Annotated in this window: 21 protein-coding genes and 1 tRNA gene; 10 read left to right on the top strand and 12 right to left on the bottom strand. The window is 67.6% G+C overall.

The annotated features are described in order from the left end of the window. Position 1 precedes the first annotated feature (1 nt). The 3 genes from DQ353_RS08170 to DQ353_RS08160 all read right to left on the bottom strand — a co-directional run bounded on the left by DQ353_RS08170 (position 2) and on the right by DQ353_RS08160 (position 4,004). Positions 2 to 2,215 (bottom strand): RNA degradosome polyphosphate kinase, encoded by a 2,214-nt coding sequence (locus tag DQ353_RS08170; RefSeq protein ID WP_113762266.1) that lies wholly within the window; start codon positions 2,213 to 2,215, stop codon positions 2 to 4. Positions 2,216 to 2,302: 87 nt separating this feature from the next. Further along, positions 2,303 to 3,280 (bottom strand): mycothiol synthase, encoded by a 978-nt coding sequence (gene mshD / locus DQ353_RS08165; RefSeq protein ID WP_113762265.1) that lies wholly within the window; start codon positions 3,278 to 3,280, stop codon positions 2,303 to 2,305. A 25-nt stretch (positions 3,281 to 3,305) separates the two neighbouring features. Next, positions 3,306 to 4,004, bottom strand: coding sequence for a winged helix-turn-helix transcriptional regulator (locus tag DQ353_RS08160; RefSeq protein WP_113762264.1), 699 nt, complete (start codon positions 4,002 to 4,004; stop codon positions 3,306 to 3,308). A 201-nt stretch (positions 4,005 to 4,205) separates the two neighbouring features. Between DQ353_RS08160 and DQ353_RS08155 the strand changes: the two genes are divergently transcribed. From DQ353_RS08155 to ygfZ, 3 genes are all read left to right on the top strand, one after another. After that, a complete protein-coding gene (locus DQ353_RS08155) occupies positions 4,206 to 4,955 on the top strand; it encodes a hypothetical protein (RefSeq protein WP_146755222.1) in 750 nt (249 codons plus the stop codon). A gap of 228 nt (positions 4,956 to 5,183) precedes the next feature. Continuing rightward, entirely contained in the window at positions 5,184 to 5,783 is a 600-nt protein-coding gene (locus DQ353_RS08150; RefSeq protein WP_113762262.1) for a heme-binding beta-barrel domain-containing protein, read from the top strand. Continuing rightward, positions 5,780 to 6,856, top strand: coding sequence for a CAF17-like 4Fe-4S cluster assembly/insertion protein YgfZ (gene ygfZ, locus DQ353_RS08145; RefSeq protein WP_113762261.1), 1,077 nt, complete (start codon positions 5,780 to 5,782; stop codon positions 6,854 to 6,856). Before DQ353_RS08150 ends, ygfZ begins: the two co-directional genes overlap by 4 nt. A gap of 79 nt (positions 6,857 to 6,935) precedes the next feature. Here ygfZ and DQ353_RS08140 read toward each other — a convergent pair whose 3' ends face one another. The 5 genes from DQ353_RS08140 to DQ353_RS08120 form a co-directional block, all read right to left on the bottom strand. After that, positions 6,936 to 7,664 carry a GNAT family N-acetyltransferase gene (locus tag DQ353_RS08140; RefSeq protein ID WP_113762260.1) on the bottom strand — a complete coding sequence of 243 codons (729 nt, stop codon included), beginning with the start codon at positions 7,662 to 7,664 and terminating at the stop codon, positions 6,936 to 6,938. 92 nt (positions 7,665 to 7,756) lie between these two features. Then, complete coding sequence (locus tag DQ353_RS08135; protein WP_113762259.1) at positions 7,757 to 8,785, bottom strand: 6-phosphofructokinase; 1,029 nt, start codon at positions 8,783 to 8,785, stop codon at positions 7,757 to 7,759. 284 nt (positions 8,786 to 9,069) lie between these two features. Further along, on the bottom strand, positions 9,070 to 9,315 hold the full coding sequence (locus tag DQ353_RS08130; protein ID WP_113762328.1) for a PspC domain-containing protein: 246 nt from the start codon (positions 9,313 to 9,315) through the stop codon (positions 9,070 to 9,072). A 74-nt stretch (positions 9,316 to 9,389) separates the two neighbouring features. Then, a complete protein-coding gene (locus tag DQ353_RS08125) occupies positions 9,390 to 9,620 on the bottom strand; it encodes a hypothetical protein (protein WP_113762258.1) in 231 nt (76 codons plus the stop codon). Continuing rightward, complete coding sequence (locus DQ353_RS08120; RefSeq protein WP_113762257.1) at positions 9,617 to 10,984, bottom strand: PspC domain-containing protein; 1,368 nt, start codon at positions 10,982 to 10,984, stop codon at positions 9,617 to 9,619. Before DQ353_RS08120 ends, DQ353_RS08125 begins: the two co-directional genes overlap by 4 nt. A gap of 125 nt (positions 10,985 to 11,109) precedes the next feature. Here DQ353_RS08120 and DQ353_RS08115 point away from each other — a divergent pair, with 125 nt between their 5' ends. Together DQ353_RS08115 and DQ353_RS08110 are read left to right on the top strand one after the other, a co-directional pair. Further along, positions 11,110 to 12,369, top strand: a complete 1,260-nt coding sequence (locus DQ353_RS08115) for an ATP-binding protein (protein ID WP_113762256.1) — start codon at positions 11,110 to 11,112, stop codon at positions 12,367 to 12,369. Further along, a complete protein-coding gene (locus tag DQ353_RS08110; RefSeq protein ID WP_113762255.1) occupies positions 12,362 to 13,012 on the top strand; it encodes a LuxR C-terminal-related transcriptional regulator in 651 nt (216 codons plus the stop codon). The genes DQ353_RS08115 and DQ353_RS08110 overlap by 8 nt, the downstream gene beginning before the upstream one ends. Before the next feature lie 291 nt (positions 13,013 to 13,303). Here DQ353_RS08110 and DQ353_RS08105 read toward each other — a convergent pair whose 3' ends face one another. From DQ353_RS08105 to DQ353_RS08095, 4 genes are all read right to left on the bottom strand, one after another. After that, positions 13,304 to 13,726, bottom strand: coding sequence for an NAD(P)-binding domain-containing protein (locus DQ353_RS08105; protein WP_286166682.1), 423 nt, complete (start codon positions 13,724 to 13,726; stop codon positions 13,304 to 13,306). A gap of 10 nt (positions 13,727 to 13,736) precedes the next feature. Further along, positions 13,737 to 13,907: an NAD(P)-binding domain-containing protein gene (locus DQ353_RS22230; protein ID WP_286166681.1), complete on the bottom strand. Its 171-nt coding sequence runs from the start codon at positions 13,905 to 13,907 to the stop codon at positions 13,737 to 13,739. Between the two features lie 678 nt (positions 13,908 to 14,585). Continuing rightward, positions 14,586 to 15,785 (bottom strand): pyridoxal phosphate-dependent aminotransferase, encoded by a 1,200-nt coding sequence (locus DQ353_RS08100; RefSeq protein WP_113762254.1) that lies wholly within the window; start codon positions 15,783 to 15,785, stop codon positions 14,586 to 14,588. 197 nt (positions 15,786 to 15,982) lie between these two features. Continuing rightward, entirely contained in the window at positions 15,983 to 16,561 is a 579-nt protein-coding gene (locus tag DQ353_RS08095) for a hypothetical protein (protein ID WP_113762253.1), read from the bottom strand. A gap of 171 nt (positions 16,562 to 16,732) precedes the next feature. Between DQ353_RS08095 and DQ353_RS08090 the strand changes: the two genes are divergently transcribed. The 5 genes from DQ353_RS08090 to rplA all read left to right on the top strand — a co-directional run bounded on the left by DQ353_RS08090 (position 16,733) and on the right by rplA (position 19,477). Then, positions 16,733 to 16,805 (top strand) — tRNA-Trp (locus DQ353_RS08090). 117 nt (positions 16,806 to 16,922) lie between these two features. After that, positions 16,923 to 17,189, top strand: coding sequence for a preprotein translocase subunit SecE (gene secE, locus DQ353_RS08085; RefSeq protein ID WP_113762252.1), 267 nt, complete (start codon positions 16,923 to 16,925; stop codon positions 17,187 to 17,189). Between the two features lie 57 nt (positions 17,190 to 17,246). Next, the gene (gene nusG, locus DQ353_RS08080) at positions 17,247 to 18,044 is read left to right on the top strand and encodes a transcription termination/antitermination protein NusG (RefSeq protein WP_113762251.1); all 798 of its coding nucleotides are present in this window, start codon (positions 17,247 to 17,249) and stop codon (positions 18,042 to 18,044) included. 132 nt (positions 18,045 to 18,176) lie between these two features. Next, positions 18,177 to 18,608: a 50S ribosomal protein L11 gene (gene rplK, locus DQ353_RS08075; RefSeq protein ID WP_071212921.1), complete on the top strand. Its 432-nt coding sequence runs from the start codon at positions 18,177 to 18,179 to the stop codon at positions 18,606 to 18,608. A gap of 158 nt (positions 18,609 to 18,766) precedes the next feature. Continuing rightward, positions 18,767 to 19,477 (top strand): 50S ribosomal protein L1, encoded by a 711-nt coding sequence (gene rplA / locus DQ353_RS08070; protein ID WP_113762250.1) that lies wholly within the window; start codon positions 18,767 to 18,769, stop codon positions 19,475 to 19,477. Positions 19,478 to 19,990 lie beyond the last annotated feature (513 nt).

Raw genomic sequence — 19,990 nt, 5'->3', positions numbered from 1 at the left:
CCTAGCGCCTGACCACGGTCCGCTGGCGGGTGCGCGACTCGATCAGCCACGACTGGATGTCTTCCAGCGGCGCGCCGTCTTGGTCCTTGTGGTGCCGGGTCCACTGCCCCTCGGCATCCAGGTGCCAGCTGGCGGTGCCCGGATCCATGTAGCGGTCCAGCAACGCGACCAGCTCGGCGGTGTCCTCGCGGCTGCTCAGCGACACCAGGGCCTCGACACGGCGGTCCAGGTTCCGGTGCATCATGTCGGCCGAGCCGATGTACACCACCGGTTCCCCGGCGTTGGCGAACATGAACACCCGCGAGTGCTCCAGGAAGCGGCCCAGCACCGAACGCACCCGGATGTTCTCGCTCAGCCCCGGCACGCCCGGGCGCAGTGCGCAGATCCCGCGCACGATCACGTCCACCTGCACCCCTGCCTGCGAGGCGCGGTAGAGCGCGTCGATGACTGCCTCGTCGACCATCGAGTTGACCTTGATGACCACCCGGGCCGCCAGGCCCGCCTTGCGGTTGGCGATCTCCGCCTCGATCCTGTCGATCAGCCCCGAACGCAGCGAGCGCGGGGCCACCAGCAGGCGCTTGAAGGTGGAGCGCGGCGCGTAGCCCGAGAGCTGGTTGAACAACCTGGAGAGGTCCTCGCCGACCGCGTCGTCGGAAGTCAGCAGGCCCAGGTCCTCGTAGTAGCGGGCCGTGCGCGGGTGGTAGTTGCCGGTGCCGATGTGGCAGTAGCGGCGCAGCCGCTCGCCCTCGCGGCGGATCACCAGGGAGAGCTTGGAGTGGGTTTTCAGGCCCACGATCCCGTAGACCACGTGCACCCCGGCCTGCTCCAGCTTCCGGGCCCAGGAGATGTTGGCCTGCTCGTCGAAGCGCGCCTTGATCTCCACCAGCGCCAACACCTGCTTGCCGGACTCGGCTGCGTCGATCAATGCGTCAACGATCGGCGAATCGCCGGACGTGCGGTACAGGGTCTGCTTGATGGCCATGACCTTGGGGTCGTTGGCCGCCTGCTCCAGGAACGCCTGGACGGAGGTGGAGAAGGAGTCGTAGGGGTGGTGCAGCAGGATGTCGCGCCTTCGCATCGCCGCAAACACGTTGGCGGCCTTGGAGGTCTCGGACTCGTTGAGGAAGCGCGAGGTGTGCGCCAGGTGCTTGGGGAAGTGCAAATCGGAGCGGTCGATGTTGGCGATCACGCCCAGGCCGCGCAGATCCAGCGGGGCCGGAAGCGCGAAGACCTCGTCGTCCTCGATGCCCAGCTCGCGCACCAGCAGCGCACGGATGTTGGGGTTGATGTCGTCGACGACCTCAAGGCGCACCGGCGGGCCGAAGCGGCGGCGCAGCAGCTCCTTCTCCAGGGCCTGGAGCAGGTTCTCCGCATCGTCCTCCTCGACCTCGAGGTCCTCGTTGCGGGTGACGCGGAAGAAGTGGTGCTCGACGATGTCCATGCCCGGGAACAGGTGCTCCAGGTGCACCGCGATCACGTCCTCGAGCGTGATGAAGCGCGCCACCCGGCCCGCCGAGTTCCCGGCGCGCGGCCCGTCGACCGAGATCAGCCGCGCCATGGTGTCCGGGACCTTCAGCCGGGCGAAGAGCTCCTTGCCGGTCACCGGGTTGCGGACCACCACGGCCAGGTTCAGCGAGAGCCCGGAGATGTAGGGGAAGGGGTGGGCGGGGTCCACGGCCAGCGGGGTGAGGATCGGGAAGACCTGGTCGATGAACCAGCGGTGCAGCTCCTCGCGGGCGCGCTCATCGAGCTCCTCCCAGCACACCAGCAGGATCTGCTCTTTTTCCAGGGCGGGGCGGACCTGGTCGGCGAAGACCTGCGCGTGGCGCAGCTGCAGTGCGTGCGCGTCGCCCAGCAGCATTTCCAGCTGGTCGATGGGGCTCATCCCGGCCGCCGAGGGCACCGCCAGGCCGGTGGCGATGCGGCGCTTGAGGCCCGCGACCCGGACCATGAAGAATTCGTCCAGGTTCGAGGCGAAGATCGACAGGAAGTTGACCCGCTCCAGCAGGTGCATTTCCGCATCCTCGGCCAGCTCCAGCACCCGGGCGTTGAAGTGCAGCCAGCTCAGCTCGCGGTCCAGGAACCTGTCGTCGGCGAAGTCGCCGTCCGGGATCGGCGAGGGCGCGAAGTCGGGCAGCTCGATCCGGTCCTGGGTGGCGCGGGCCGCCGGGACGTCGGTGATGCCCAGGGAGGAGGTGGGTGGGTGCGAATCCATGAGCGTTGCCCCTAGCGTGAAATGGTGGTGGTGGTGCGTGCTTTTCACGGCGGGCCGTGGAACGGGCACGCGGCCTTGCGTCGCTCTCTAGCTTACCGAAGCCGGGGCGTACATGACGTCGACATCCCACTTGGTGAAGCCCAGTTTCCGGTAGAGCGAAACCGCCGGGGCGTTGTCCGCATCCACGTAGAGCATCAGCGCATCCAGGCCCAGGGAGTCCAGGTACTCGATGCCCGCCAGCGTGAGCACCTTGCCCAGGCCGGTGCCCTGCGCCTCGGGGACCACCCCGACCACGTAGATCTCCCCGATGGCCTGGTGCTCGCCGGTGGTGGGCGAGGACAGCGCCGGGTGCACCTTGGTCCAGTGGAAGCCCAGGATCTTCCCGGCTTCGTCCACGGCCAGCAGGAACCCGGCGGGGTCGAACCAGTCCTCGGCCATGCGCGAGGCCAGGTCCTCGAGCGTCAGCGCCCCCTGTTCGGGGTGGTGGGCGAAGGCCGCCGCGTTGGCCGCGACCCAGCCTGCGGGGTCGGTGTCCGGGTTGAAGGCGCGGATGGTGATGCCGGCCGGGACGATGGCGGCGGGGACCCGGGTGCCGGCGACCATGCGCATGCGCCACAGCTCGCGCACCGGGGTGTAGCCGAAGCGTTCGGCCAGCTTGGCGGCGGCCTCGTGGTTCCCGTGCGCCCAGGCGCGCAGCGTGCCCAGCTTGGTGTTTTTTCCCAGGGCGGCGACCAGCGACCCGGCGATCCCCGAATCGCGGAAGGAGGGGTGCACGACCATTTCCAGCGTGCCCGGTTCCCCGCCGGTCCCGTGCACCGCGACAGCGGCGCCGACCAGGTCGGTGGACACGGTGTCGTCGTCCTGGCCCAGGTAGGCGTAGGCACCCACCAGCAGCCCGGAGGCCGACGGCGTGCGCAGGTCGAGAAGCGTCTGTTCGCTCAGCGGAGGGTTGCCGTCTGCTTCCTCGCCCGCAGCCACCAGTGCATGCAGCTCGGAGAGCACCTCGGGGTTCGGGGTGCCGGTGACGACGTGGATGCTGACTTCGGGATTCGGTGCGGCGTTCATATCCCTAAGATAGCCGCAGCGGCGCCTACGCGTCGATGACCTCGGTGTTTTCGTGGCGTGCCGAGGCAAAGCGGTAGCCGACGTTGCGCACCGTGCCGATGAGCTGCTCGTGGTCGGTGCCCAGCTTGGCGCGCAGCCGGCGCACGTGCACGTCCACCGTCCGGGTCCCCCCGTAGTAGTCGTAGCCCCAGACCTCGTGCAGCAGTTGCTCGCGGGTGAAGACCCGCCCCGGGTGCGCCGCCAGGTACTTGAGCAGCTCGAATTCCTTGTAGGTGAGGTTCAGCGGGGTGCCGTGGACCTTGGCGGTGTAGCTGGCCTCGTCGATGATGACCCCGGCGGCGCGGATGGGCGCGCCGGTGGTTCCCGCGGCGGGTGCCGAGCGGGCGATGGCCAGGCGCAGCCGCGCCTCGACCTCGGCGGGCCCGGCGGTGTCAAGCAGCACGTCGTCGACCTGCCAGGACGCGGAGATCGCCGCCATCCCGCCCTCGGTGAGCACCAGCAGCAGCGGGGCCGAGACGCCGGTGGTGCGCAGCAGCTGGCACAGCGTGCGGGAGGCGGCCAGGTCCTTGCGCCCGTCCACCAGCACGACCTCGGCGCCGTCGGCGGCCAGCAGCGCGGAGCCGGAGGCCGGCAGCACCCGGACCTGGTGGGAGAGCAGCTCCAGCGACGGTACGATCTGGGCGGAGGTGCCGGGGGTGTTGGTCAGCAGCGCGATGATCGCCATCGGGACCTCCCCCTTTGTGCTTGGGTTGCCGGGTCCCCGTGCGGCGCCGCCTGCGCGGCGCACCGAAAGGGGACAAACGGTGCTTACAAGATGAAGTATAGATTGCGACGGGTTTCGAACATGTTTCGGTGCGCGCAACACGCGCACCGCACCCGCTCCCGAATGGGGGCCGAAGGCGGTGGTTAAGGCAGGATGTAACCTGTGAGACTCAAAGTTTTGGCCACCGGAACCATTGCCCTGGCACTGCTTGTCGTGGCCAGCTACCTGCCCGGCCAGCTGGAAGGCGCGACCAACTGGCCGCTGGCCGCTATGACCCTGGTGCTGATTGCCGCCTTCGCGCTCGGCTGGCCGCGGCTCATGAAGCTCTCGGCCCCGCTCCCGGTGTCCGTGGTGATCTTCCTGGTGGGCGCCGGGTCGACGGTGCTGGGCCTGTGGGCCCCTCCGCGGCCCTCGCTGGGCTGGGTGGCACCGGCCCTGGCGGCCGGCGTCATCCTGGTGTTCCTCACCCAGCTGGTGCGCGGCACCGATGCCACCAAGCGCCTGGAATCGGCCGCCGTGGGCATCGTCGGACTGCTGATCGCCGCCTTCGGATCCGGCTGGGCGGTGCTGGGCACCGAACCGGCTTGGCGCTCGGTGGCACTGATGGCCGGGATCAGCATCCTGGCCGCCGCGGTGCCCGGGGTGCTTCGGCTGCCGGACCGCATCGTCTTCCCGCTGGGATTCGTGCTGGCAGTGCTGGCCGGCGGGGCCGCGAGCATGCTCCACCCGCAGGTCCAGCTGGCCCCGGCGCTGGTGCTGGGAGCCGCGTGCGGGCTGGTGGTCGTCGGCTCGCGGGCCATGCTGGTCTCGCTGGGCGGACCGAAGGGAACCGGCCAGATGGCGGCCGCGGCGCTGGCCCCGCTGCTGGTATGCGGATCCGTCACCTGGTACGTGTTGTTGCTGCTGCTCTAGCGGCTGCGGCGTGTGGCCCCCAATGCGTGGCTGGCGTCATGAAAGAGGCAACCGCCGGCCCGAAGCGGTTAGGATGGTGGCATGAACGAATACCTTGGACTTGAAATTTTCTTCCTCTCCCTGCTGACCCTCGCGGGCCTGGGCATGGCCGGCTTCGCCGGGCTCGTGGTCGCGCGCCTCTTCAAGGGCCAGAAGTAAGCCACCCCCAGCGGCAAAGAAGCACACACGATGGCCATTGAGATTCCCACCGACCTGACCCCCGAGCTGGTGCCGCTGTCGTGGCTGATCGGCTCCTGGGAAGGAACCGGCCGCCTCGGCGAGGGGGAGGCCGACGACGAACACTTCCTCCAGCGCGTGAGCTTCACCCAGAACGGCCTGCCGTTCCTGGAATACCGGTCCGAAACCTGGATCACCGACGAGCAGGGCAACACGTTGCGCCCGCTCACGGTCGAGACCGGTTTCTGGTCGCTGGAACGCCCCATGGTCGAAGCCGACCTCGGCCCGGGCATGGTGCCCGGCGACGTGGTGCCGGCACTTCGCTCGGCCCAGGACGTCGAGGACCTGCGCAGCGACGAGGGCGGGTTCAAGATCCAGGTCAACATCGCGCACCCCGGGGCGATCTCCGAACTTTACTACGGGGTCATCAAGGGCCCGCAGATCCACCTGGCCACGGATCTGGTGATGCGCGGCACCAACGCCAAGGACTACGCCTCGGCCACCCGGATCTACGGGCTGGTCAACGGCGACCTGTTCTGGCGCTGGGATGTATCCACCGGCGGCAACGACCTGAAGGCCCACGCGTCGGCCGCCCTCAAGAAACAGGGATGACCATGGCGAATTCGCCGTTATTGTCACGACCCGGCGCAGTCGCCGGATCAGGGATCGACGCGGGCACGGCAGCCCACTACGGGGAACTGAACAAGGAACAACGCGCGCTGTCCAACGGCGCCGCGGTGGCCGACATGTCCCACTTCGAGGTGGTGACCCTGGCCGGCGAGGACCGGCTGTCCTGGCTCAACACGCTTTCCAGCCAGGCGGTGACCGGACTGCTCCCGGGACAGAGCACCCAGACGCTGTTGCTCACCGTGCAGGGCCGCATCGAATTCGACATCCGCGTGCTGGCCGATGACGACAAGCTCTGGCTGCTGGTGGAACCGGGCCAGGCCGAACCGCTGGTCGCGTTCCTGACGCGCATGCGCTTCATGCTGCGCGTGGAGATCACCGACGTCTCCGGGCGGTTCGCGATCCTGGGGGCGTGCGCGGTGCAGCCGGCGCTGGAAAAATACCCGGTGTGGGTCGATCCGTGGCCCGGCGTCACCGAGGGCGGCTACGCCTACTCCGCGCCCGGGCACCCCGGTGCCGAGCGCCCGTGGTTCGAGTACATCGTGCCGGCCGAGGAACTGGAAACCGCCGTCGGGGACCTGCCGCTGGCCGGGATGCTCGCGGTGGAGGCGCTGCGCATCGCCGCCTGGCGCCCGCGCTTCGGCTTCGACACCGACGAGAAGACGATCCCGCAGGAACTTGACCTGCTGCGCACCGCGGTCCACCTGGACAAGGGCTGCTACAAGGGCCAGGAGACCGTGGCCCGCGTGCACAACATCGGCCGGCCCCCGCGCCGGCTGGTGTTCCTGCAGCTGGACGGCTCGATGCACACGCTGCCGGCCCTGGGCTCGGAGGTCCGCATCGGGGAGAAGACCGTGGGCACGTTGACCTCGGTGGCCTCGCACTTCGAGGCCGGCCCCATCGGCCTGGCCCTCATCAAGCGCAACATCGACCCGGACATCGACGTCGAGGTGGTGGACGGCGGGGAACACTACGCCGCGAAGCAGGAAACCATCGTGAGCCCGGATGCCGGGCAGATCGCCGGGCGCTTCACCGGGTTCCTGCGCACCCCGCACTAAGGGGAAACAGGACAAAGCCGCGGGAACGCGCCGCACGGGGCCGGGGGATCGAGAGATCCCCCGGCCCCGTTTGCGTGCCCTAGAGCCCGTTGTGCAGCTTCAGGGTCATCAGCGAGCCGACCATCTCGAATCCCAGCGAGGTGGCCAGCGCGTTGGCGGCGTCCTGCCCCTCCTTGATGCGCGCCTGCGGGACCAGGCCCTCGGACAACGCGTCGTCCACGGCCAGCGCCGCGGCGTACCTGCCCAGCCCGTGGCCACGCAGCCCCGGCAGCGTGAGCACCGTGGTGTCGGCCAGCAACCCGCCCGGCGCCCAGTAGCCGGCACCTGCCACCGGGTCCTCCCGGGTGTCGGAAAACAGCACGAAGCATTGGTCCCAGCCGGCCAGCTCGGTGGAGGAGGCGTCGTCGCGCGGGCTCTGCCCGCGAAGATCCGCCAGGTCCTCCGCATCGACGGAGACCGTGATGTGCTCCGAGTCCACGATCTCGAACGGCGCGTCCAGGTAGGTCAGCGCGTCCACGCCCAGCGAGCGGACCGAGGGGGCCAGCCCCGAGGCATGCAGCAGCCCCAGCAGCGACCGGTCATCGACGAAGCGCTGGTCCCTGGCATCGCGCAGCAGCGGCAGGATGTCCGCCGGTGCGCGGACCACCTGGTGGTCGCCCAGGTGCAGCACCTCCACGCGGTCGCTGCCCAGCGAGGGCACGAACAGGCTCACCGGCGCGCGGTCGGGTTGCAGAGCCGAGTCGGGCACGGAAAACTCGCGGGCCCAGGACAGCGCAATGATGGCACGGGTGCCGAATTCAAGATTCACGTTTCGAGCCTAGTGCAGGTGCGCCGGTCCCGGGCGCCGCCGGCGGCGTGCAAAACGCTGCGGCGTTGCGCCCTGCCCGCCCGCCGGGCGCATCAGCCGAAGAGGATCCGCGCCTCGTCGTAGCGATCCTGCGGGACGCGCTTGAGGTTGTTCAGCGCCGCCTGGAACGGCACCCGGTTGATCTTGGTGCCGCGCAGCGAGACCATCGAGCCCCAGGCGGCCTCGGCCACCGAATCCACCGCGGCCATGCCCAGCCGGGTGGCCAGCACGCGGTCGAAGGCACTGGGCACCCCGCCGCGCTGGATGTGCCCGAGCACCGTGGCGCGGGTCTCGATGCCGGTGGCGTCCTCGATGAACGGGGCCAGCTGCTCGCCGATGCCGCCCAGGCGCGGGCGGCCGAAGGCGTCAAGCCCGCGCTCGGAGAAGGCCCCCTCGGCGCCCTCGGGGACGAAGCCCTCGGCCACCACGACCAGCGGGGCGCGCCCGCGGTCGTGGGCCTCGGAAACCCAGGCATAGATCTGCTCCATGGTGGTGGACTGCTCGGGGATCAGGATCGCGTGCGCGCCGGTGGCCATGCCGGAGTGCAACGCCAGCCAGCCCACGTGCCGGCCCATGACCTCGGCGATCATGCAGCGGTGGTGGGACTCGCCGGTGGTGCGCAGCCGGTCGATGGCCTCCACGGCGATCTGGTTGGCGGTGTCGAAGCCGAAGGTGTAGTCGGTGGCGTCCAGGTCGTTGTCGATGGTCTTGGGAACCCCGACGATCTTCAGCCCGGCGTCGGTCAGCCGCTTGGCCCCGGCCAGGGTGCCCTCGCCGCCGATGGCGATCAGCGCGTCCACGCCGAGGCGCTCGAGGGTGGCGGCGATGTTCGCGGCCCCGCCGTTTTCGCCCTCGAACGCGTTGGTGCGCGAGGTGCCCAGGATGGTGCCGCCCTGCTTGGAGATGCCGCGGACCGCATGGCGGGGGAGGTCGACGAAGTCCCCGTCCTTGACCCCGCGCCAGCCGTCGCGGAAGCCGACGAATTCATGGTCGTAGCTCTTGATGCCGTTCAGGACGGCTCCGCGGATGACGGCGTTCAACCCGGGGCAGTCCCCGCCGCTGGTCATGATCCCGATGCGCATGCTCACTCAATTCTTTTGGTGCTCGATCACCCACGAGGGACCTGCCTCGGTCCGGGCGTTGTGTGTTGGAGCGCGACGTTGAGCTCGCCGAGAACAAGTGTAGCCAAGCAACACTTGTGATGACCAACACCGCGTCGGCCCTGCGCCGCCCGCATGACGCCGCCACCGTCTCGGCAACGGGCCTGCGCGCCGCGCCCCTGGCGTGTCGTGGACGCACCAGGGCCATGCCGCACGGGGAGGTTTCTGCCCGGCGGAATGGCCCTGGGCGATGCAGGGGTGAAGCGTCAGCCCACCGAGCGGATCAGCTTCTGCAGGGCGATCGTGTCGTCCTGGTTGGGGATCAGCAGCCAGGCGACCACGTAGGCGCCGAGGCCGAAGACCGGCAGCAGGAAGCTGAGCAGCACCCCGATCCGCACCAGGGTGACGTCCCAGCCGAACTTGTCGGCGATGCCGCCGGCGACGCCGCCGACCAGGCGCTTGGGGCCGCGGCGGAGCGGGATCGAGCGAAGGGAATTGAAAAAGGTGTCCATGGTGTCAAAGTCTTTCATGCCTGGCACGGATTCGTGCGGTGGAGCGTGCTGGGGTTTTTGCCGAAAGGGGCGGCTCAGCCGTGCCTTCGGCTGGCGGCGATGCCGCCGATGACCATCGCCAGGCCCGCAAAGACCAGCACGCCGATGGCCAGCAGCCCGCCGTTGACCTGGAAGCCGGTCAGCAGCGAGAGCAGCACGGCGGCCGCGACGACGACCAGGATGAGTCCGAAAACCAAGGTCCCGATGGGGAACCGTGCGGATTCGGTTCCGGAAGCGGTGTGTTCATTCAAGGAGTGCTCGCTCATGGCGTGACCGCTGCTTTCTGTGGGGTGACGGTGACGGAGTTGAACGCTCCGTCGATCTCGAGGGTCAGGGTGGGGCCGGTGGCCTGGGGGTTGAGCCGGTTGCTGCTGCCGGGTTGCGCCGTGTCCACGGAGGACAGCCGCACGACGCTGAAGGCGCCCTCGGCGTTGACGATGACCGGGATGTTGCCGGGAACCATGATCTCCATGTTGCTGAACGCGTTGTCCACGTTCACGGTGGTGTCCGTCGTGATCGTGGAGTATCCGGTCAGATCCAGGCTGCCGTTGTGGAAGGCGATGTCGTAGTTGTTTCCGCTGTGCTCCGTGATGCCGGAAGTCGTGAACCAGGACGGGTGGTGGTTGGCGGTCACCGATGCGCCGCCGACCACCAGCGTCAGGATCAGCACCGGGATGCCGAGCCCGACCAGCACGCCACCGGTGCGTCGCGAAGCGGCTGCGCCGACGACGCCGATGCCGATCACCAACAGCGCCGCGGCCAGGGCCACCGCGGCGGTGGAACGGCCCAGGTCGATGTAGCCGAGGTTTTCCATGCCGAGGACCAGCCCTCCGACCACCGCGGCGATGCCCAGCACGATCGCCCCCTGGTGTCCGGGCAACGGAAGCGGGCGCGGGGTCTTGGGCCCGCGGGGCTCCGGCGGAGCCGGGACGTAGGGGGCGGGGCCGGTGTGGCCCGACCCGGTGTCCGCGCGTACCGACCCGGAAGCAGGTCCGGGGGTGTTGAAGGAGACTGTCGGAGGATTGTTCTCCATGGTTGCCCTGCTTTCGGGTGTTGGATGGGTGGCGCCGGAGAACGGCGCTTCGGGACCCGGAACGGAGGGTTCAGGTTGCGGGCCGAAGGGCACCTGCCCGCCGGGGCCGGGCGTCCCGGATGAAGGCTGCGGGCCAAAGGGCCCGGGTGACCCTGCCTGGCGGGAAGCGGGGGCCTCGGGGCGGCGGGAGAAAACCAGCCAGAGCACCAGTCCCACGACGACGGCGGGGACGATCCATCCGCCCCACCAGCCGCCCCAGTTCCAGGAGTCCAAGGCCAGGGGCCGTCCGATGCTGCCGACGACGAAGAACAGCACGGCACCGGTCATCCCGCTTGACCAGCGGCCGCGGGCAGCTTCCTGCAGGTGGATCCGCCCGTCGTGTCCGGGCAGCAGGGCCCAGGCCAGGCCGTAGGCGGCAAGGCCGACCCCGCCGAACAGGCACAAGACCAGCAGGATGCCCCGGGCCAGGATCGGGTCGATGCCGAAGCGCTTGCCGACCCCGGCCGCCACGCCGCCGATCCAGGCATGTTCGCTGCGGTTGACCCCCAGGTCTCGGACCCAGCGGAAGAATCCATTCTCAACAGGTGTTTGGTTCATGTCTCCAATCCTGTCGCGTCGCGGGCGTCCCCGCCATGGGGGTCGGCCCTGATTGAACCCTGAACCTGGCCCGGGGTACCCCTGAACGGCACCGTGGCGGGGCCGAATCGTGCTTGGATGGAAGCATGACACAAGCACCGAGCCGTCCCGCGCTGGTCCGTGGGGAACCACGCATCCTGGCCGGGGTGTGCGCGGGGGTCGCGGCCCACCTTGGGCTGTCTCTGCGGGCCGTCCGCGTATTGATGGCCATCGCGGTGCTGGCCGGCGGGGCCGGGATCGTGCTCTACGGCTGGTTGTGGATATTCATGCCCTCCTCCGAGGACAAGGCCCGCGAGGAAGAGCTTCATGCCGGCCCGCGGCGTCCCACCCTGGCCGAATCGCTGAACCGGGTTGCCGAGGGACCGCGCAGCGCGCGGCAGGGTGCCCACCGCGAGATCCTGGCCGGTGCGGCGCTGCTGGCGTTGGCGGGCCTGGTGTCCGCGCAATTGATGGGCCTGGACCTCGACTGGGGCATCATCTGGCCGGTGGTGATCATCCTTGCCGGTGCGGTGACCGCCTGGACGCAGCTCGATGCCAGCGGGCGCGAGGGCTTGCTCCGCCGTGCGGGGGCCGACCGCCGCTCCGGTGTGGCCCGGTTGGCGGCAGGGGTGGCACTGGTGGTGCTGGGCCTGGTCTTCCTGCTTTCGGGAACGGTCTCCTGGGCGGCGCTGTTCTCCGGGTTGCTGGTGGGCACCGTGGTCCTGTGCGGCGTGGGCCTGGTGCTGCTGCCCTGGGCACTGCGCTTCTGGCGCGACTACACCACCGAACGGTCCTCGCGGGTGCGAGCCGACGAACGCGCCGAGATCGCCGCGCACCTGCACGACTCGGTGCTCCAGACCCTGGCCGTGATCCAGCGCCGGTCCACCGACCCCGCCCAGGTGATGCGGCTGGCCCGCGCCCAGGAACGCGAACTGCGCCAATGGCTCTACCGCGAGGCCCCGGCCGCCGAGGGCGACATCGGGCAGGCCATCCGCGGGGAGGCGGCCCGCATCGAGGACAGCCACGACGCGCACATCGACGTGGTCGTCGTGGGGGCCCGCAGCGGCCTGGCCGGGCACGACGCGCTGCTGCAGGCGGCCCGCGAGGCGATGGTCAACGCAGCCAAGCACGCCGGCGGAGAGGTCTCGGTGTACGTCGAGGCCCGCGACGACGGCGTGGACGTCTTCATCCGCGACCGCGGACCGGGCTTCGAGCTCTCGCAGGTGGCCGGGGACCGGCTGGGCGTGCGCGAATCAATCATCGGGCGGATGAACCGCAATGGCGGATCCGCCGACATCCGCAGTTCGGAAGGCGGCACCGAGGTGCACCTGTCCATGAAACACACCCAGGGAGAAGAACATGAGTGAGACCCTTCGCGTGGTCATCGTCGATGACCACGCCATTTTCAGGTCCGGGCTCAAGGCCGACCTCGACGCGCGCATCATGGTGGCCGGAGAGGCGGCAACCGTGGAGGAAGCGATTGCCGTGATCCACGCCGAGCGGCCCGACGTGGTGCTGCTTGACGTGCACCTGCCCGGGGGGCGCGGCGGCGGCGGTGCCGAGGTGCTGGCCGGCTGCGCCGAGCTGTTCGAGGCAACCCGTTTCCTGGCCCTGAGCGTCTCGGATGCCGCCGAGGACGTGGTCACGGTGATCCGTGCCGGGGCCCGCGGCTACGTCACCAAGTCCATCTCCGGGGCGCAGATCTCCGATGCCGTGGCACGGGTGGCGGGCGGAGACGCGGTGTTTTCCCCGCGCCTGGCCGGATTCGTGCTCGATGCCTTCGGCACGCAGGCGGCGATCAGCGCCGACGAGGACCTGGATCTGCTCAGCGCCCGCGAGCTGGAGGTCATGCGCCTGATCGCGCGCGGCTACAGCTACAAGGAGGTCGCCAAGGACCTGTTCATCTCGGTCAAGACCGTCGAGACCCACGTCTCGAGCGTGCTGCGCAAGCTGCAGCTTTCCAACCGGCACGAACTCACCCGCTGGGCCGTGGACCGCCGGATCCTCTGAGCCTGGAGGCCGGCGAATGGTCGCACTCCTGCCATTGAGTCGCCAGGCAGGACATGGGCTACGAGGCGTCCTGCCTGGCGACACTGCGCCGACGGGCCCGTGGCAAGTCATCGGGGGAAACCACGGGACGAGCAAATCCTGATGCCTTTCCCGATGCCGACGCCAGGCTTTTGAAGTGTCGACCAAGGACTTGGCACCGGGCATCGCGGCATCCCGGGTTCGACGTGGAAGCCCTTCCCCAAGGTACTCCCATGGGGCGATCGCGGCCTTGTTCGCTGCTGGAGAGAATCCTCAGCGGACCTCGGCGCCCAAAGCGACGTCGAAGCCGGCGCCATTGCGCGCCAGCCCCATCAGCAGGAGGCCGGTCGACTCGAGGATCGAGGCCGCCTGCAGCCCAGCTGCACCGAGGGGTCGCAGTTCCAGGCTCTGCAGGAACGCCGTGACAACCGACTTCGCATCGGCGCTGTCGCCCGCGATGAACGCGTCCAGCGGCGTGCCCTTGGCCAGAACGTGGCCGAAGACCGTGTTCAGGGCCTTCACGACATCGGCGCTCCCAGGGGCGGCAGCCGCGATCTGCTGGGCGGCGGAACTTGTGCTCACCAGCCCGCTGGCGTCGTCATTGAACGGGTTGGAGATATCGACGAGGATTTTGCCGGCCAGCCCATCGCCGTGGTTCGCGTCCGCGTCAACCACACCGCTGTACGTCACGGCCATGATGACGATTTCACCCGCCGGCCTTGCGCCGAACGTGCCGACGGTGGCTCCGTTGGCGATCTGGTCGGCGAGTGCCTGCGCTTTGGCGGCCCATGAGCTCGATGGTGTGGCCGTGCTTCGCTGCCCGGGTACCGATGGCGGAGGCCATGTTGCCCGAACCGATGATGCTGATGGTGGTCATGACGATGATCCTCCATGGTGTGTGGTCCGGTACCTGGGTCAGGCACCTCTCGCGCTGCCTTTCATGACCGGGGAGGTCCCTCCTGCTATTCCGGAGGAGCGCCTCACCGTGGGAATCGGACCCCGCTCAAGCTGTGGTTCGAGGCTGCGTGGTTGGTGACGGTCTCCAAGCAAGGCCTTTCGGCCCAAACCCCGCCGCACTCCACTGGCCTGGGCAGCTATGGGATGCCCTGGACAATGCTGCAGGGGTTCCGCATGGCCGTGGACCCTTCGGCCCATGGGCGACCCACGGGGGCTGTCGAGGTCGACGGGACCTTCATTGGCGGTGGGTGTCCCGTGGCCAGGGGCCGTGGAGCGTCCGGCAAGGCCCTTGTCGTCGGCGCGGTTGAACGCGGGGGCCGGGGCAGGGGGCAGGGCCCGGCTCCAAATCATTCCCGACGCCTCGGCACCGAGCCTGACCGCCATGTGACGGCGAACGTGGCACCCGGGGCACACATCATTTCGGCCGGTTGGGCGCTTGCCGCCCGGCTTGCCGGACGGCGGGTCTCCAGCATGCAGCGCACGGCATCCGGGGAGCCTGCCCACGTGTTCCTACCCGGCAGAGGATACGAGGAAGGCCGGCGGCAGGATTCCGCAAGGGAATCCTGCCGCCGGCCTTCGTTGTGTCATGCAGGTTCGGTTACTTGGCCTCGCCAAGGAGGGTGGCCAGGCGGCCGACGCCCTCGGCCAGGTCCTCGTCGCCGAGCGCGTAGGACATGCGGATGTAGCCCGACGGGCCGAACGCCTCGCCCGGCACCACCGCCACCTCGACCTGTTCCAGGATCAGTGCGGCCAGTGCCGCCGACGTCGTGGGGACCGCGCCGCGGATCTCGCGGCCCAGCAGGGCGCGCACGTCGGAGTACGCGTAGAACGCGCCCTCCGGGACGGGGCAGTTGACGCCGTCGATGGCGTTGAGCGCCGAGACCATGGCCCTGCGGCGGCGGTCGAAGGCGGTGCGCATCTCGGCGACCGCATCCAGCGGGCCCGAGACGGCGGCCAGCGCGGCGACCTGCGAGATGTTCGAGACGTTGGAGGTCGAGTGCGACTGCAGGTTGGTGGCGGCCTTGATGACGTCAAGCGGCCCGGCCATCCATCCCACGCGCCAACCGGTCATGGCGTAGGTCTTGGCCACGCCGTTGAGCACGATGACCTTGTCGCCCAGTTCCGGGGCGGCCGTGGCGATCGAGGTGAACACCGCATCGTCGTAGGTCAGGTGCTCGTAGATTTCGTCGGTGATGACCCACAGGTCCTTGGAGGCGGCCCAGCGGCCGATTTCCGCGACCTGCTCCGGGGAATACACCGCGCCGGTCGGGTTCGACGGGGAGACGAAGAGCAGCACCTTGGTCCTGTCCGTGACCGCCGCGTCGAGCTGGTCGACGGTGACCTTGTAACCCTGCTCCGGGCCCGCGAACACCTCGACCGGGACACCGCCGGCCAGGCGGATGGACTCGGGGTAGGTGGTCCAGTAGGGGGTCGGCACGATGACCTCGTCGCCCGGATCCAGCAGCGTGGCAAACGCGTTGTACACGGCCTGCTTGCCGCCGTTGGTGACCATGACCTGCGAGGCGTCGAGCTGGTAGCCCGAGTCGCGCATGGTCTTCTGGGCGATGGCTGCACGCAGCTCGGGCAGGCCGGCGGCGGGGGAGTAGCGGTGGTACTTGGGGTTGCGTGCCGCGGCAACGGCCGCCTCGACGATGTAGTCGGGGGTGGCGAAGTCAGGTTCACCGGCGCCGAAGCCGATGACGGGTCGGCCCGCCGCCTTCAGGGCCTTGGCCTTGGCGTCTACGGCAAGCGTGGCTGATTCTGCGATGGACCCGATACGTCGGGAAATGCGTGGCATGTCGTCGCTTCCTGGAAAGGGAGGTGTGGGTTTGCGTATGGAACAAGCTTAGTGGTCGCGGCGGTGGCGGCACTATTATTTGTTGACGCGCCGTCGTAGTGTGAAGCCGTATTTCCCGCCGGACCGAGGCAAGCGCCGGCCGGGCACATGGTGGCACCGTGAATGCTGCCAAGACAGGTCCCGGAAGGGTTCGGGACCTAGTGGCCCGGCTCGCGGCCGTAGCGATTCCGATGCAGCTGTGCGGACTGCTCCGCGTCGCTGTCCGTCTCCAGCTGGCTGTGGCGCACCTGGTGCCACTGGTAGTAGGCGGCAGCACCGAGGAACAGCGGAGGGGTGAGGGTGAAGGGCAGGAACAGCACCCCGGAAAATTCGATCATTCCGAATTGGGCCCCTCCCGCCAGCACCAGGAGACTGGTGCCCACCCACATCAGCAGGCTACGGCCCAGACGCATCGCCCAGAGCACCAGGCCGATGCCGAGATACCAGGACAGCGGAAGCGCCGAGCCCATGGTCAGGACCCCGACCCCGATGGCCAGCAGCAATTGCAGGAGGAGGCTCCCGGAAAGCCCCTTTTGGCCGCGCAGGCAGATCCAGACGCCAATGGCGATGAACATCGGTACAACGGCGAGCAGCATCTGCGGCAGCATTCCGGCTGCCGGCGAGTACCGCGAGGTTGCGCGCAGGATGGAATCAAGCACCGAACCGCCGGCAAAAACCAACAAGACCAAGGCGGTGGCGGAACCGGGGCGCGGGCGCCCGGCTGTAATGGGGAACATGCAACCAACCTAGCAGGACGTTTCCGGGGCAAATGTCGGCTGGAAAACGCCTACGGGGCCCCCGGTTCGACAATCGGCACATTCTTTGCGTAGACTTGATCCTCGGTGTTGGAAAACATCTGGATCACCAAGTCCGAGAAGGATTTGAGGGTCCGCGGGCTTGATGCTCGAAGGGTAGTGGCGCAATTGGTAGCGCAGCGGTCTCCAAAACCGCAGGTTGCAGGTTCGAGTCCTGTCTGCCCTGCGCAGTGGCAATCATCTACGGTTGCTCGGCGAATATTCACGTCACGGTGTGTTGTGGTCGATACGGCTGCGGCACACCGTGATTGTTTCAAGTGGGATAATCTGAAACGAGGAATCGGTGACCGAAACGACTGCGAGCAATTCGCATGGCGCTGGGCACAACAAGAAACCGTCGAAAGCCGGCTTCTTCGCAGGCATTGCCCTCTTCTTCCGCCAGATGATTTCCGAGCTGAAGAAAGTCGTCACGCCAACCCGCAGTGAGCTGGTCAACTACACCTTGGTTGTCATCGGCTTTGTGGTGTTGATGATGTTGATCATCTCCGGTCTGGACTTCGTGTTCGGCAACGGATCGATTCTGATCTTCACCAATTCGCCCGAACAGTAACCCGGGACCAATCGCCCCACATTTCTGGTGAACCAGTAACAGAAAGCAGGAACCGCAGTGTCCGAGCAGGAACTCGAACCGCAGGCCACCGAAGAACTCGAAGGCCAGGCAGTTGAGGTCGATACCGATGAGGTGTCGGCCGATTCCGTCGTTTCCGAGGACGCCGAGCAGGCTCCCGAGGTTTCCGAGGACGCCGTGCAGGCCTCCGAGGATGCCGAGCAGGATGAAGCAGCCGAGGAAACCCCGGCCGTGGATCCCATTGAAGAATTCCGCACCAAGCTTCGCCGCCAGCCCGGCGACTGGTACGTCATCCACTCGTACGCAGGTTACGAAAACCGCGTCAAGGTGAACCTCGAGACCCGTATCCAGACCCTGGGCATGGAGGAATTCATTTATGAAATCCAGGTCCCGATGGAAGAAGTCGTCGAGATCAAGAACACCACGCGCAAGATCGTGCGTCGTGTTCGCATTCCCGGCTACGTGCTGGTCCGCATGGAACTGACCGACGCCTCGTGGGGTGCGGTTCGCCACACTCCGGGTGTCACCGGCTTCGTCGGAAACGCCCACGATCCTGTCCCGCTGCGTCTTGAGGAAGTCTTCTCGATGCTCGAGCACACCATCGTGACCGAGGAAGCCGGCGAGCACTCGAAGGCCGGCCGCGCCCCGATCACCGAGGTCCACGTCGACTTCGAGGTCGGCGAATCGGTCATCGTCAACGACGGCCCGTTCGAGACATTGCCCGCAACGATCAGCGAGATCAAGCTGGAATCCTCGACCATGGTCGTCCTGGTCTCGATCTTCGAACGCGAGACCCCGGTGACCCTGTCGTTCAGCCAGGTCACCAAGATCCAGTAACATTAGAGACTTCGTGCCTTCCCGGTTTGCTTTACCGGGAAATCGGCACGACTCGGCCGCCGCGCCACGGCGGTCAACCCCCCGAGGCACGCTCCTGTGCAGCGGGGCAACGCAAAAGAAGAAGGACCCGACATGGCCCCCAAGAAAAAGGTCACCGGACTCATCAAGCTGCAGATCCAGGCAGGCGCCGCCAACCCGGCACCTCCGATCGGCCCGGCGCTTGGTCAGCACGGCGTCAACATCATGGAATTCTGCAAGGCGTACAACGCCGCCACCGAGTCGCAGCGCGGCAACGTGGTTCCGGTTGAAATCACTGTCTACGAAGACCGTTCCTTCACCTTCATCACCAAGACCCCGCCGGCCGCCGAGCTCATCAAGAAGGCCGCAGGCGTTGCCAAGGGTTCAGCCACTCCGCACACCGTCAAGGTTGCCAAGCTGACCCAGGCACAGGTTGAAGAGATCGCCACCACCAAGATGGAAGATCTCAACGCCAACGACATCAAGGCTGCTGCCTTGATCATCGCCGGCACCGCCCGCTCGATGGGCATCACCGTAGAAGGCTAATCACGCCCTTTACACCGCGTACCTGGCCAGCCAGGAACGCAAACCCAAAACAACCAGACGATGCGGAACCCGCCGGAGCTAACCGGTGCACCACATCGCAAGTGGCAGGGTCGCGCGCGACCCAAACATGACCACGACTGCATAAGGAGAAAAAGCAGATGGCAAAGCGCAGTAAAGCATTCGTAGCCGCCGCGGCGAAGATCGAAGAAGACAAGTTCTACGCTCCGGTCGAGGCAATTGCCCTGGCCAAGGAGATCGCCTTCTCGAAGGCCGACGAGACCGTTGAAGTTGCTTTCCGCTTGGGCGTTGACCCTCGCAAGGCAGACCAGATGGTTCGCGGCACCGTGATTCTTCCCCACGGCACCGGCAAGACCGCCCGCGTCCTCGTGTTCGCGAACGGTGACAAGGCAGAGGCTGCAATTGCAGCCGGCGCCGACTTCGTTGGCTCGGACGACCTGATCGCCAAGATCGCCGGCGGCTGGACCGACTTCGACGCAGCAGTTGCAACCCCTGACCTCATGGGCAAGGTTGGCCGCTTGGGCAAGGTACTGGGTCCCCGTAACCTGATGCCGAACCCGAAGACCGGCACCGTCACCATGGACGTCGCCAAGGCTGTCAACGACATCAAGGGTGGCAAGATCGACTTCCGCGTCGACAAGCACTCGAACCTGCACTTCATCATCGGCAAGGTTTCCTTCGATGCGCAGAAGCTTGCAGAAAACTACGCAGCAGCCCTGGACGAGGTGCTTCGTCTGAAGCCTTCCTCTTCCAAGGGTCGTTACATCACCAAGGCCACCGTGACCACCACGTTCGGCCCGGGCATTGCGGTTGACTCCAACGTCACCCGTGTTCTGCCTGACGCTTCCTAAGTACGCGTCCACGTCGCGGACCCGGTATCAGCCCCTCACGGGTGCTGGTACCGGGTCCGCCCGTTTAACGAGCATGTCGTTGTCTGCCGGACACCGGGAGCCTGCATGGACACCGGACGGCCCCGGATCAACAAGCCTGTGCAACGTCCGCGCACGAAGGCCGGATTGGTGACCAGCAACGTGGACCAACGCCGCAGAACGTCCCCAGCCGCTCCTGGGTGCGGCCCAGGCACTCGGCTCCGTGAGCCCGGCCGGCGGAAACCCGGGACCATGCCGGGGGAGTGCCAGCGACAACGAGTTCGAATCCTTGCCCTGGCGGCTGGCCGCCGAGTCACGGGAAGGCCGGCCATGCCCGGGTCGTTGCTGCGCAAAACCATGTCGGCCGCGGGCGATTGCCGATGTGTCTACGCCCGGCAAACCCCGGCACTCCACGGTTTTTCGGCCGGCCGCCCTCGGAATTGCCTTTCGCCTGATCAGCGGGACATCAGGAAAAAATATCGGTCCAGTGAGTTG

The organism is Arthrobacter sp. AQ5-05, assembly GCF_003287975.1.
Classification (GTDB): domain Bacteria; phylum Actinomycetota; class Actinomycetes; order Actinomycetales; family Micrococcaceae; genus Paeniglutamicibacter.
Note: the sequence above shows the minus strand (reverse complement) of the source record. Positions and strands in the feature narration are given on the sequence as shown.